General features: G+C 71.8%; 13 protein-coding genes and 1 pseudogene. 7 read left to right on the forward strand and 7 right to left on the reverse strand.

The window, feature by feature from the left end; all coding sequences use genetic code 11:
* Positions 1–146: 146 nt before the first annotated feature.
* The gene (locus tag ABZX40_RS39340) at positions 147–1106 is read right to left on the reverse strand and encodes a pirin family protein (protein ID WP_355748775.1); all 960 of its coding nucleotides are present in this window, start codon (positions 1104–1106) and stop codon (positions 147–149) included.
* Between the two features lie 248 nt (positions 1107–1354).
* Here ABZX40_RS39340 and ABZX40_RS39345 point away from each other — a divergent pair, with 248 nt between their 5' ends.
* Positions 1355–1897: a hypothetical protein gene (locus ABZX40_RS39345; RefSeq protein ID WP_355748778.1), complete on the forward strand. Its 543-nt coding sequence runs from the start codon at positions 1355–1357 to the stop codon at positions 1895–1897.
* 28 nt (positions 1898–1925) lie between these two features.
* Here ABZX40_RS39345 and ABZX40_RS39350 read toward each other — a convergent pair whose 3' ends face one another.
* The 3 genes from ABZX40_RS39350 to ABZX40_RS39360 all read right to left on the reverse strand — a co-directional run bounded on the left by ABZX40_RS39350 (position 1926) and on the right by ABZX40_RS39360 (position 3660).
* Positions 1926–2561, reverse strand: coding sequence for a class I SAM-dependent methyltransferase (locus ABZX40_RS39350; protein ID WP_355748781.1), 636 nt, complete (start codon positions 2559–2561; stop codon positions 1926–1928).
* A 172-nt stretch (positions 2562–2733) separates the two neighbouring features.
* Positions 2734–3144 carry a VOC family protein gene (locus ABZX40_RS39355; protein ID WP_355748784.1) on the reverse strand — a complete coding sequence of 137 codons (411 nt, stop codon included), beginning with the start codon at positions 3142–3144 and terminating at the stop codon, positions 2734–2736.
* A gap of 156 nt (positions 3145–3300) precedes the next feature.
* Positions 3301–3660, reverse strand: a complete 360-nt coding sequence (locus tag ABZX40_RS39360) for an AraC family transcriptional regulator (protein WP_355748852.1) — start codon at positions 3658–3660, stop codon at positions 3301–3303.
* Between the two features lie 201 nt (positions 3661–3861).
* Here ABZX40_RS39360 and ABZX40_RS39365 point away from each other — a divergent pair, with 201 nt between their 5' ends.
* On the forward strand, positions 3862–4485 hold the full coding sequence (locus ABZX40_RS39365) for a GntR family transcriptional regulator (RefSeq protein ID WP_355748853.1): 624 nt from the start codon (positions 3862–3864) through the stop codon (positions 4483–4485).
* A gap of 153 nt (positions 4486–4638) precedes the next feature.
* On the opposite strand, the gene ABZX40_RS39370 is transcribed toward ABZX40_RS39365, so the two are convergent.
* Both ABZX40_RS39370 and ABZX40_RS39375 read right to left on the reverse strand, forming a co-directional pair.
* On the reverse strand, positions 4639–5430 hold the full coding sequence (locus ABZX40_RS39370; protein WP_355748786.1) for a carbon-nitrogen hydrolase family protein: 792 nt from the start codon (positions 5428–5430) through the stop codon (positions 4639–4641).
* 49 nt (positions 5431–5479) lie between these two features.
* Positions 5480–6837 (reverse strand): annotated as a pseudogene (locus ABZX40_RS39375) (MFS transporter).
* A gap of 127 nt (positions 6838–6964) precedes the next feature.
* Between ABZX40_RS39375 and ABZX40_RS39380 the strand changes: the two are divergent.
* On the forward strand, positions 6965–7747 hold the full coding sequence (locus ABZX40_RS39380) for a DUF2848 domain-containing protein (protein ID WP_355748789.1): 783 nt from the start codon (positions 6965–6967) through the stop codon (positions 7745–7747).
* A 68-nt stretch (positions 7748–7815) separates the two neighbouring features.
* Here the strand turns inward: ABZX40_RS39380 and ABZX40_RS39385 are convergent, their stop codons facing one another.
* Positions 7816–8649 carry an aldo/keto reductase gene (locus tag ABZX40_RS39385; protein ID WP_355748792.1) on the reverse strand — a complete coding sequence of 278 codons (834 nt, stop codon included), beginning with the start codon at positions 8647–8649 and terminating at the stop codon, positions 7816–7818.
* Positions 8650–8911: 262 nt separating this feature from the next.
* Here ABZX40_RS39385 and ABZX40_RS39390 point away from each other — a divergent pair, with 262 nt between their 5' ends.
* From ABZX40_RS39390 to ABZX40_RS39405, 4 genes are all read left to right on the forward strand, one after another.
* Complete coding sequence (locus ABZX40_RS39390; protein WP_355748795.1) at positions 8912–9211, forward strand: hypothetical protein; 300 nt, start codon at positions 8912–8914, stop codon at positions 9209–9211.
* Positions 9212–9389: 178 nt separating this feature from the next.
* Positions 9390–9923 (forward strand): hypothetical protein, encoded by a 534-nt coding sequence (locus tag ABZX40_RS39395; RefSeq protein WP_355748798.1) that lies wholly within the window; start codon positions 9390–9392, stop codon positions 9921–9923.
* Positions 9924–10052: 129 nt separating this feature from the next.
* The gene (mgrA, locus tag ABZX40_RS39400; protein ID WP_355748801.1) at positions 10053–11096 is read left to right on the forward strand and encodes an L-glyceraldehyde 3-phosphate reductase; all 1044 of its coding nucleotides are present in this window, start codon (positions 10053–10055) and stop codon (positions 11094–11096) included.
* 234 nt (positions 11097–11330) lie between these two features.
* Positions 11331–12680, forward strand: coding sequence for an alginate lyase family protein (locus tag ABZX40_RS39405; RefSeq protein ID WP_355748804.1), 1350 nt, complete (start codon positions 11331–11333; stop codon positions 12678–12680).
* Positions 12681–12783 lie beyond the last annotated feature (103 nt).

Raw genomic sequence — 12783 nt, forward strand, 5'->3', positions numbered from 1 at the left:
CTGGACTTCACCCGTGCGGAGTTCCTCGGGCTGATCGAGCTGGCCGCCGAGCTGAAGGCGGCCAAGCGGGCCGGGACGGAGCCCCGCCCACGATTTTGATCCAGCAGGGCCACACAGTGTTTCTGCATTGCCCCAGCTCAGCACACCTATCCGCGCGGTTTCAGCGCCACCGACGGGAGTTCGGGCGCAGGCAGCCGATCGCCGTCGTACCCCGTCACATCACCGAACCGCGTGCCCTCCATCCAGTCCTCGCGGGCCTTCGCGATGTCCTCGTGCGAACGCCCTATGAAGTTCCACCACATCACGATCTGCTCCTGGAACGGCGGGCCGCCCAGCAGTACCAGGCGGGCTTCGTCAGGGCCGTCGTTCGTCAGGGTGAGTGTGGGGTGGCCGGGAGCCGCGTAACCCATCTCGGCGGGTTTGAGGGAAGCGCCATGGACGTTGACACTGCCCCGGTCGACAAGCACGCCGTGCTCGAAGGTGGGGTCGACGTCGAGGGTGACCTCGGCTCCCGAGCTGAGGATGACTTCCGCGCCGAGCAGCGGGGTGAACGTCCGGACAGGTGAAGTGTCACCGGCGAGTGAGCCCAGGAAGACCCGCACCTCGGCGCCGTCGAGCCGTACCGTGGCGGGCGCATGGTGCTGGAAGTCACGCGGCGCGTCACGGTGCTCGGCGGGGAGGGCCACCCAGAGCTGGACGCCGTGCAGGATCGTGGTGCTCGGCGTCGAGACCTCCGAGTGGCAGATGCCATGGCCCCCGGTCATCAGGTTCAGCTCACCGGGGCGGACATAGGCATGGCTGCCCAGGCTGTCACGGTGCTCGATCTCGCCGCTGAAGAGCCAGCTCACCGTCTGGAGTCCGGTGTGCGGATGCGGGGCCACATCCATACCGCCGCTCACCGACACGTCGTCCGGGCCGTAGTGATCGGCGAAGCACCATGCCCCGATGAGCGTCCGGGCCCGCTGCGGCAGCGTCCGCCGTACGGTCATGGCCCGCGGGCCGCCCAGCGGCACCTCACGCGCCGTGAGGATCTCCAGCTCGGGGCGTCCACCTGCCGGGCCCGCCGCACAGTTCACCTCGGCCGGATGCGTCTCCGTGTTGCTCACTGCGCGGTCCCTTCCCTGGTCCGACGGCGTGTCGCCGCTCAGGATCCCGATCGTAACTCGGGGAGTGGGAGGAGTGGGGTGGGGTGGGGTACGGGGGACCGCGGTCGGGACGGGTTCAGGCATGGCACATCCCGTGCACATCCCACACCACACACTGAAGATCGCAGATCGGTAGATCGCAGATCGGAGGCCGCATGCCGCGCAGGTCGGCTCGCCCCTGCATCACCTCCCGTGCCTACACTCACCCCATGACCACCCTCCCCCAGCTACGCAAAGCCGCCCTCGCTCTGCCCGAGGTCGAGGAAGGTACCCGCTCCAGGACGGTCGTCGCCTCCTTCTCCGTGCGCGGCAAGGGGTTCGTCGCCGTCGGTGCGGGCGGGGAGGTGCGGCTTCAGCTGCCGGTGGAGGAGGTCCGGCGTGCCTCCGTCACGCATCCGAGCGGCGCGCAGCTCCTGCGCGGCGGCACGACGATCGGGTTCCGGGTGCCGCTCGCCGACATCAACGGCAAGGATCTCAACGCCCTGGTCCGGGCCGCCTGGTTCCACCGCGCCCCCAAGCGCCTCGCGGCGACGCTGACGGCGGCCGAGTCAGCTGCCGACGCACCGGCGCACGCGCTTCCGCGCGCCATCGGCAGACCCGCCACCCAAGCCCTGCTCGGCGCCGGCATCGACACACTGGAGCGGGTCGCGGAGCACAGCGGGACCGAACTGCTCGCACTGCACGGCGTCGGCCCCAAGGCGGTGCGCATCCTCCGGGAGACCCTGGCGGAGGGCGGGCTCAACCTCCGCTGACGCCCCCCACCACCTAACTCAGAGCCGCTCAACCACTCCGCCGGATCCGCCACACATTGTCATCCCGGTGTCCCGCCTCCCCCTCCGGCGACACACTCACCCGACGCACCCGCTCCCGCGTCTGGACCGTCCACTCCCCCGCCGGGAGCGCCAGTGCGTCCAACACACCGTCCAGCGTGGGGAATTCGGCACGGAAGGGCGGCTCCTTCTGCCAGTTCGGCCAGGCCGCGTGCATCACGATCAGCAGGGTTCCGCCGGGTGCCACCGCGTCGGCGGCACTGCTCAGCACCCCGTCCTGGTCCAGGGCCACCGGCGACTGGAGATAGTGCGCGCTGACGAGATCGTAGGCACCCTCGGGGAACGTCACCCCCAGTTCATGCCGCTCCAGGGCGACCCGGTCGGCGACCCCCGCGTCCCGCGCGTGCTCGCCCGCGCGGGCCAGCGCCGTCGCCGAGATGTCCGCGCCGGTGACCCGCCAACCGCGCGCGGCCAGCCAGATCGCGTCCCCGCCCTCGCCGCAGCCGAGATCGAGCGCGGTTCCCGGACGCAGGGCGGAGACCTCGCGCACCAGAATTTCATTGGGCTTCCCGCTCCACACCCGCCCGCTGTCGCGGTAACGGGACTCCCAGAACTCCGCGGGTTCGGTGCCGGGCGTGTCGGTCATCGTGCCTCCAGAGGCTGTGGTGGATGAGGAGTGGATGAAGCTGGATGAGGCGGCGGCGGACTGCGTACGCGCCCACCTGCCCAGTAGTCGCCAGCCTCCGCCTCCTCACCTCCGGCGACAAACTTCCTTGCTGTTTCTGCAAGGCTTCCCCTCGCCCGCCCCTCCCGCCCCCTCAGCCCTTGAGCTGAGTGAACCTGATGTTGTTGCCGAAGGGATCCCTCAGCGCCGCGTCGATCCCGTACGGCCGCTCCGTCGGCTCCTCCGTGAACTCGACGCCCCGCGAGCGCAGCGTCTCGTAGGTGGCACGGCAGTCGTCCGTGCTGAAGATCAGGGAGCCGCCGGTCGCTCCCTTGGTGACCAGTTCGCGGACCTGGCGCGCGGTCTCCTCCGACATCGCGGGGCCGCCGGGTGCCTCCAGCAGGATCTGCCGTTCGGGGTGACCGGGGACATTGACCGTGAGCCAGCGCATGGCGCCGAAGTCGACATCGCTGTGGACCTCCAGGCCGAGCTTGCCGACGTAGAAGGCGAGGGCCTCGTCCTGGTCGAGGACATAGATCTGTGAGTGCGTGATTCCTGTGAACATGCCTGCACGCTAGTCGCCGGGGACCGGCAGAGACTTATCCAAAACTGCTCAGTCGAACCGAGGGGGTAACAGCCAGCGACAAGGGCGGGGACAGGGGTGGGGGTGGGGGTAGGGGCAAGGTCGCAGCCAGAGCCAGTGAGCCAGTGAGTCAGTGAGTCAGTGACGAGGGCGTGCCCACGCCATGGTGAAGCAGGTCGGGACGTTCCGGGCCGTCGCCCGGCCTCGGTACTCGCGTGGGGAGAGGCCGACGATCGCGCGGAAGGTACGGCTGAACGTGCCGGGGCTCATGAAGCCGACCCGGAAGGAGATGTCCGTCGCGCTCAGGTCGGTCTCGCGCAGCAGGTACATCGCGCGCTCGACCCTCCGGCGCTGGAGATAGCGGTGCGGGGTCTCGCCGAAGACCGCGCGGAACGTGCGGGTGAAGTGGGCCGGTGACACATGGGCGATGCGCGCCAGCGCGGGGACGTCCAGGGGCTCGGCGTAGTCGCGGTCCATGGCGTCCCGGGCCCGGAGCATCCGGCGGTTGGTGTCCTCGGTGGGGGTGCGCACGGCGTCATCACATCATGGGCGGGGTGGACGGGGAGAGAGGGGGGTGCGGGCGCCGGTGGTCGCGGACGTGGCCCGCCATCGTCCGGCCCGGCTGTCGTACGGCGGCCCGCCCTCCGGCCCCGTGGTGGCTTCCGTATACACGATGTATGCGATCTCTTGGGGGCAGCGGTGGTGTCGGGTCGGCAGAAGGCATACGCGTATCTCAAGGAGACGGTGCTCACGGACCCGGAGATACAGGGTGTGTTCCTGTCGGAGCAGGAGATCGCCGACCGCATCGGGGTGTCCCGGACGCCGATCCGCGAGGCCCTGCTGCTGGCCGCGGAGGAACTCGTCGAGCTGGTGCCCAAGCGGGGGGCCCGGGTGGCGCCGCTCACCGGGCGGGAGATCAGCGAGCTGATGGAGCTGCGCGGGATCGTGGAGCGGTACGCCGCCCGGCAGATGATCGCGGAGGGGCGGGCGCCGGTCGCCGAGCTGCGCGAGCTGCTCGACCGGCAGCGGCATCTCACCGGGGCCGAGCAGGCGCGGGAGTTCATCGCCGTGGACCATCTCTTCCACGCGTCGATGGTGGCCGCCGTCGGCAACGGGCTGCTGGCGCGGCACTATGACGGGCTGCGCAGTCGGCAGGTGCGGGCGGGGGTGACGGCGCTGTTCGCCCAGCAGGGGCGGCAGGAGGCGGTGCTCGTGGAGCATCTGGCGATTCTTGAGGCGATCGTCGCGGGGGATCCGGAGGGGGCGTGTGCGGCGATCGACGCGCATCTGGCGTCGACGTTGAAGGTGCTGCTGGCGGGGTGAGGGGCCGGTGCCCCCCCCCGGCGCCCTTGAGGGCGGGACGCTGAGCCCTCCCATCTGGCCAGAATTGGTCACCAGGTCATCTTCTACCTGGTTATCACCAGGTCACCTAGCCAGCAGGCCACCCATAGATCGCCTGGTCACCTGGTCACCTGGTCAACTCCAGAGGTCCCGGCGGCGGTTCGTCAGGACCGAGATGCGTTGGCGGGTTTTCGGGACCTCCGTGATGTCCAGGTCCGTGACGAGGAGGTCCGGGGCCGCGTCCAGGCGGGCGCGGACGGTGCCGTCGGGGCCCACCACCCGGCTGTGGCCGATGCCCGTCGGGGCCGTGCTCGGGCCCTGGTCGGGGACGGCCTGGTCCACGGCCGCCACCCAGAGCGTGGCGTCCAGGGCGCGGGCCCGCACCAGCAGCTCCCACTGGTCCAGTTTGCCGGGGCCCGCGCCCCAGGACGCGGCCAGCAGGGTCGCCGTCGCCCCGGCGTCCGCGTGCGCGCGGAAGAGTTCCGGGAAGCGGACGTCGTAGCAGGTGGCGAGGCCGAGGCGGACGCCGTCCACGTCCAGGGTCACCACCCGGTCCCCCGCGGCGACGCTGTCCGACTCGCGGAAGCCGAAGGCGTCGTAGAGGTGGATTTTGTCGTACGACGTGTCCACGTCGGGTCCGGTCGCGAGGAGGGTGTTGGTGACGCGGCCCTCCCCGGCCGGGGTGAACATTCCGGCGACGACCACCGTGCCGGTGTCGCGGGCGATGGCGCGGACGGCGTCGGCCCAGGGGCCGTCCAGGGGTTCGGCGAGGGGGGCGAGCGGGGTGCCGAAGCAGGCCATGGACGCCTCCGGGAAGACGACCACCCGGGCTCCGGCGTCGGCGGCCCGGCGGGTCCACTCCTCGATCAGCAGGAGGTTCTTCGCCGGGTCGGGCCCGGTGGTGAGCTGGCTCAGGGCGATGCGCACGGCGGCGGCTCCCTCACAGGTCGGCGGAGTCAAGCGAAGTCAAAGGGTCTCAGAAGGACGCGGCCGGTACGTCGTCGGACCGGCGACGCGCGGCCAGTTGCCCGTCCTCCTCGATCGCGTGGCCCGCGTCGCGGCCCAGGCAGACGCCGACCAGGGTGACGACCACCGTCAGCGCGATGTAGAGGGCCAGTGGCACCCAACTGTCGTACGCGCTGAGCGGGGCCGTGAACAGAAGCGGGGCGATGGCGCCGCCGATGATGCCGGCCAGGGTGTAGGCGAGGGAGGAGCCGGTGTAGCGCAGCCGGGGCGAGAACTGTTCGGCGATGAAGGCCGCCTGGGGACCGTAGAGGAAGGAGTGGATGGCCAGGCCGATCACCACGCCCGCGGCCAGGGCGAACCAGCCCGCGCCCGCCATCGGGAAGAAGACGAACGGCCAGATTCCGGCGGCGAGCGCGCTGACGCCGTACAGGACGCGGCGGTTGACCCGGTCGGAGACCGCGCCCGCGAGGGGGATCAGGACGACCTGGAGGGAGGAGCCGACGAGGACCGCGGTGAGGGCGGAGCCACGGGACATGCCGAGTTCCTCGGTGGCGTAGGTGAGGACGAACACCGTGAACATCGCGTAGAGCACATCCGGGGCGACCCGGCTGAGGATGGCGGTGGTGAGGGCGCGCGGCTGGGTGGTGAAGACCTCGCGGATGGGGGCCTCGGGGCGGTGCTGCTCGGCCTCCATCGCCTTGAAGACCGGCGTCTCCTCCAGTTTGGCCCGGATCCACAGACCGAAGCCGACCAGCGCGCCGGACAGCAGGAACGCCACCCGCCAGCCCCAGGACTCGAACTGTTCCTCGGTGAGGGCCACCCCGAGGGCGGCGAGCACACCGTTGGCATCAGATTGCCGGCGGGCGGGCCGACCTGGGCTGCGGAGGCGGAGAAGCCGCGCCGTTTCGGGTCGCCGAACTCGCTCGACAGCAGTACCGCGCCGCCCCACTCGCCGCCGACGCCGACGCCCTGGGCGAAGTGCAGCAGGACCAGGATGGCGGGCGCGGCGACGCCCATGGTGTCGTAGCTGGGCAGGACACCGATGAGGAGAGTGGCGGCGCCGATCAGGACGAGGGTGGCGATCAGCACCTTCTTGCGGCCGATGACATCGCCGAGGCGGCCGAAGACGAAGCCGCCGAGCGGGCGGGAGACCTAGCCGACCGCGTAGGTCGAGAACGCCAGCAGGGTGCCGGTGAGCGGGTCCTCCGACGGGAAGAACAGATCGCCGAAGACCAAGGCCGCGGCGGCCGAGTAGACGGCGAAGTCGTACCACTCCAGCGCCGTGCCGGTGAGGCTGGCGGCGAAGGCCCGGCGGGCGCCCGAACGCCGGTCGGCGGCTGCGGGGGCGTCCTGCGGGGAGTCGTGCATGGGGCTCATCCTTGCGTTGGGGGGCGTTGGGGGACTTCGGCGGACGTCAAGGGGGCATCGCGTCGGGGAGGGGATGTTGTGGGGGCATCGAGAGGGCATGTCCGACCCGAACTCTGGGAGTGCCTCCATGTCCGCCATGTCCGTGCTGATCTTCGAACTGCCCGACGGAACGACGCGCGAGATCGCCGTCACCCAGGTACTCAACGCCGGGTACGCCGGACGCAGCCAGGAGGATGTCGCCGCGCATGTCGCCGAGTTGGCCGAGCTGGGTGTCCCCGCGCCCTCGGTCACCCCGGCGCTCTACCCGATCTCCCCCTACCTCGCCCAGCAGACCGGGACCGTCCCCGCCCAGCACGGCCGGACCTCCGGCGAGGCCGAGTGGGCCCTGGTCGTCGCCGGTGACGGGGAACTGCTGCCCACCGCCGCGTGCGACCACACCGACCGCGACCTGGAGGTGCACGGGGTGGCGTGGAGCAAGAACGCCGGACCCGATGTCCTCGCCCGGCGCGCCTGGCGTCTGTCCGACGTCGCCGGCCGGCTCGACGCGCTCACCTTGCGCGCCTGGGTCAGCCATGACGGGCGGGAGACCCTGATCCAGGACGGCACGCTCGCCGAGTTGCTCACCCCCGCGTACTGGGTCGGCGTCCTGCGCGAGCGCGGCGCGCTGCTGCCGGGGACGGTCCTGATCTCGGGCACGATCCCGATGGCCCACGGGGTGGACCAGTTCGCGGAGGGCTGGCGGGTGGAGCTGGGCGACCCGGGGACGGGCGAGGCGATCGAGCTGACGTACGTATGGGGTGCGGCGACTGCCGGAGCCCATGGGATAGATAGCCCGAGCTGCGCCTCTGGGGTGAGCCGAGCAGCGCCTGCGGGGTGTGCTGAGCAGCGTCTATGGGGTGCGCTGAACTGATGCCTATGGGTGAGCCGCGCGGCCCTTCGTAGGTCTCTGTGTGCGGGGTCCCTATAGGTCGCCCCCCGTCACTCCTCCGGTCGCAGCCAGTCCAGTCGGTCGCGCTGGTCCGGGGTGAGCCGGAGGCCCGTCGACGCCACGTTCTCCTCCAGGTGCCGCAGGCTCGCCGTGCCCGGGATCGGGCAGATGACCGGGGAGTGGCCGAGCAGCCAGGCCAGGGCGACCTGGGTGGGCGTGGCGTCCGCCTCCGCCGCGACGGCCGCGATCTCGGCCCGCGCGCCCGTGGCGCCCCAGGCCACCGGGCGCCACGGCAGAAACGCGATGCCCGCCTTCTCGCACGCGGCGAGCACGGGCTCGTACTCCCGGTCGAGCAGGTTGTACCGGTTCTGGACGCTCGCGATGTCCGTGACCGAGCGGGCCTCGGCGAGTTCGTCGACGGTGACCTCGGAGAGTCCGATGTGGGCGATCTTGCCCTCGGCGCGCAGCTCCCGCAGGGCGCCGATCTGGTCGGCCAGCGGGACCTGCGGGTCGACCCGGTGGAGCTGGAGCAGGCCGATCCGTTCGGTGCGGAGTCTGCCCAGGGCCGCGTCGACCTGCGTGCGCAGGGCCTCGGGGCGTCCGTCCAGCGCCCATTCGCCCTTCGGCCGGGCCACGCCGACCTTGGTGGTCACCAGCAGACCGGCGGGGTAGGGGTGGAGGGCCTCGGCGAGGAGTTCCTCGTTGGCCCCCCAGCCGTACATGTACGCGGTGTCGATGAGGGTGACGCCCAGGTCGACGGCGCGCCGGGCCACCGCGAGGGCGTTCGCCCGGTCCATCGCCGGTTCGGTGGGCAGATGCATCGCCCCGAAGCCCAGCCGCCCCACCCGTAGGTCCCCGCCGATGCGAAACGTGGTCGCCGTCATCGCTGCTCTTCCCCTCGTCCGCCCGCACGCTAGCAGGCGGGGCGGGGGTGCGCAGCGGGCCGGGAGGGACGTCCGCGTTCCGTTCGGCAGCGGTTCAACAACGCCGAGATCCGGCTCTCTTGGCGAGGGGAGGGGTCCCGTACGGGCGGGTGAGGAACCGTTCGCCTCCGGGTGATCCGGAGGGGGCGTGGAGGGCGGAGGGTGCGGGCGGACGGGTCATTGGGGTGATCGGTGCGATGGGGTAATCGGTGCAATGGATGCGATGGCCTCCACGGCGCAGGGTGAGCCGGGAGGCGCCCGATACGGGCCCGGTGAGCTGGTCCGGCGGGAGCGGGAGGTCGCCGAACTGCGGACGGTCGCGGCGATCTGCTCGGTCCTGGGCAGCAATCCGCCGGCCGTGGAACTCGCCGCCCATCAGCTCGCCCATCAGCTCGCCCGACATCCGCTGGGCACGCTGGCCGAGTTGCCGGTCCATGGGGAGTGCCCGCTGGACGGGCCGGATCCGGGGCGGCCGGGGAAGCGTTCGCTGCGGGAGCCGATCGGCGCCGGGTACGCGGGATGAGCGGATGGTGCGGGCGCGGGCCAGTGTCTTCGCGTACGGAACGGCTACGCGCCGAGGGCGAGTTCGCGATGGCCGCCGAGCGCCGGATGGTCCACTGCCGACAGGTCGCCGCCATCCCCGACGGTCTCTGGAACTCCGGTGATCAGACCGGCGCGGCGCGGATCGTCGTACCGCGCGGATGCCGCTCGGGCGGGCCTGCCCGACGCCGACGGCGGTCGAGAGCGGTGACGACACGCCGATCGGGCGGATCGCGCAGGTGCAGGGCGTGCTGACGCCGCGCGCGGGGGACGCCCGGGGCGCCGCCGAGCACTTCGGGGCCGTGGCGGACCTCGTGCCGCCGTACACGCCGGGTGGTCCGTCGGGGGCGCTCAGCCGGGCCGCGGTCGCCTCCTCGCTCGCCGGTGCCGATCCGCGGGCCGCGCTGCGTGACGCGCGCCGGGCCCTGGCCACGCCCGGTGTCCGCGACGACGCGTGGGCGTCGCTGGTGGTCGCGCGCTACGCGCGGGCGTTGGTGGATCACCGGCCGGCCCGCACCGCCCGTGCACCGCGCCCTGGCGGGGCTGGACGCGAGGCTGCCCGAGCCGTACGGGAGTGTGCTGCGGCGACAGATGGTCCCGGCGCTCCCGGGGGCCGCGTGGACGGCGGCGCCAACGCCAGGCCACCACCAGTACCCGAACCGTTCCACCCTCCCAGCTGTCGCCCCCGGACATGATTCAGAAACCGTGTCGCTCAATACGATGACCAGGAACTGTTGGACTTCACGATCGCGCGGAGGCAATGTGGGTCAGTCCCCTCGATCCCGCTGGGACTCCCGCACGGCACCACCCCCGGAGACTGTCCGATGAACCATGTCGCCGACCCCGAGCGCTACGACGGCACCATGCGCTACCGCCGCACCGGCCGCTCCGGTCTCGATCTTCCGCTGCTCTCGCTGGGCTACTGGCACAACTTCGGAGACGACAAGCCCTTCGAGACCCAGCGCGAGATCGCGCTGCGCGCCTTCGACCTCGGGATCACCCATCACGACCTGGCCAACAACTACGGCCCGCCCTACGGCTCCGCCGAGATCAACTTCGGGCGGCTGATGCGGGAGGACCTCAAGCCGTACCGGGACGAGCTGGTCGTCTCCACCAAGGCCGGCTGGGACATGTGGCCCGGCCCCTATGGACAGGGCGGCGGCTCGCGCAAGTATGTGCTCGCCTCACTGGATCAGTCGCTGACCCGGATGGGCCTGGACTACGTCGACATCTTCTACTCCCACCGGCTGGACGCGACCACGCCACTGGAGGAGACGATGGGCGCGCTCGACACGGCCGTCCGCCAGGGCAAGGCGCTGTACGTCGGTATCTCCTCCTACGACGCCGAGCGCACCCGCGAGGCCGCGGCGATCCTGCGCGACCTGGGCACGCCCCTGCTGATCCACCAGCCCTCGTACAACATGCTGAACCGCTGGATCGAGACCGACGGTCTGCTCGATGTGGCGCAGGAGGAGGGCTTCGGGATCATCGGGTTCACCGCGCTGGCCCAGGGGCTGCTGACCGGACGGTATCTCGACGGGGTGCCGGGTGACTCTCGGGCGGCGCAGGACAAGTCCTTCGACACCGGCTGGCTGACCGAGGAGACACTCGGGCGGCTGCGCGCGCTCAACGACATCGCCGCGCGGCGCGGCCAGACCCTGGCGCAGCTCGCGCTCGCCTGGGCGCTGCGCGACCCTCGGGTGACCTCGCTGGTCATCGGCGCGTCCCGGGTGGAGCAGCTGGAGCAGAACGTGGCCGCGCTGGGCCGGCTGGACTTCACCGCCGAGGAACTCGCCGAGATCGACAAGTACGCCACCGACGGCGGCGTCGACCTGTGGCAGGACGCCCGCCGGGGCAATCTGGGCTGAGCCCCTCCGTCCCGCCGTGCGAAGCCGGGCCCCGTTCTCCGGGGTCCGGCTTCACGCGTTCCACCGCCGCCGGTCCAGTCCGGTGCGGTCCGGTCCATTGCCGCCGTCCGGTCCCGCCCCTATGCTCCCCACGCACGCATTCATGAATCAAGTTCATATACACAAACCCACCCCCTCCATGCGCCAGCGTCATCGCCTCCTCCCCCCTCCCCCGCCCCGCCCCGGAGCTGACCGATGAAGGCAACCGCCCCCGCGCCCCGCCGATTGCTCGTCGTCCTCCTCTCCCTCCTCACCGTCCTCGCCGTCACGACCGGCTCCGCTCCGGCCGCCAGCTCCTCCCTGGCGGCCGATCCCGCCGCCGCCACTCGCCCCTCCTCGGCCGATCCCGCCGCCGCCCGCCCCTCCGCAACCGTCCCCGACACCGCCGTCATGGACGGCAGCCGTCTGCGCGACACCAGACTCCGGCTCGACCGCGGCGACCCACGGCTACGCCGCGCCCTGGACGGCCTCCGCGCCCGCGCCGACTCCTGGCTCGGCAAGGGCCCCTGGACGGTCGTCGACAAACCCCGCCCCGCCCCGAGCGGCGACCCGCACGACTACCTCAGCCAGGCCCCCTACTGGTGGCCCACCACCCCGCCCACCTCCGGCAACCCCTGGGGCTGCCCCTACGAGCAGCGCGACGGACAGCGCAACCCCGAGGTCGACACCGGCACCGACCGGCAGGATGTCGAGCGGGTCTTCGACTCGACCTACGATCTCTCGCTGGCCTGGTACTACACCGGAGAGCGCCGCTACGCCGAGAAGGCCGGGCAGATCCTGCGCACCTGGTTCCTCGCCCCGGCGACCCGGATGAACCCGAACCTCAACCACGCCCAGTTCATCCCCTGCCGCTACGACGGCCGCGCCATCGGCATCATCGACTTCTCCCAGTCCTACACCGCCGTCCTCGACGCCCTCGCCCTCCTCGCCACCGGCGCCCCCGGCTGGACCGACACCGACCGCGACGGGATGCGGCGCTGGAACTCCGCCTTCCTCACCTGGCTGCGCACCAGCGACTTCGGCCGCCAGGAGGCCGCCGCCGACAACAACCACGGCACCTTCTACGACATGCAGCTCGCCGCCCTCGCCTACGCCACCGGCGACAAGGCGCTCGCCCGACGCACGGTCCTGGACGCCCGCGCCCGGCGGATCGACCGGCAGATCGCCCCCGACGGCACCCAGCCGCTGGAACTCGCCCGCACCCGGAGCTGGCACTACTCCACCTTCTCCCTGGTCGCCCACACCCGGCTGGCCGCGATCGGCCGGAACGTCGGCGTCGATCTGTGGCGGCACCGCGGGCCCGACGGGCAGAGCCTGGCCGCCGCCGTGCGCTATCTCCTGCCGACCGCGACCGACCGCGAGCCCTGGCCCCACCCCGAACTCGACTTCCGCCGCTACGCGGCCACGGATGTGGTGCATGCCGCCGCCGACGCGGGTGACCGCGCCGCCCGGTCCGCGGTGGCCCGGCTGGAGGCCCCACCAGGGGGCGACCTGTGGGCGCTGCGCCCGGCGCCGGAACAGCTCGACTCCATCGCCGGGCAGTAGAGGAAACAGCGGAGGGGCAGGAGAGGCGGCAGCGCCGGGCAGTAGCGGCGGCAGCGGCGCGGGGAGCGACCCGCGCCGCTGGTGCGTACCACTTGCTCCCACC

The organism is Streptomyces sp. NPDC004610 (assembly GCF_040609715.1).
Taxonomy (GTDB): Bacteria; Actinomycetota; Actinomycetes; order Streptomycetales; family Streptomycetaceae; genus Streptomyces.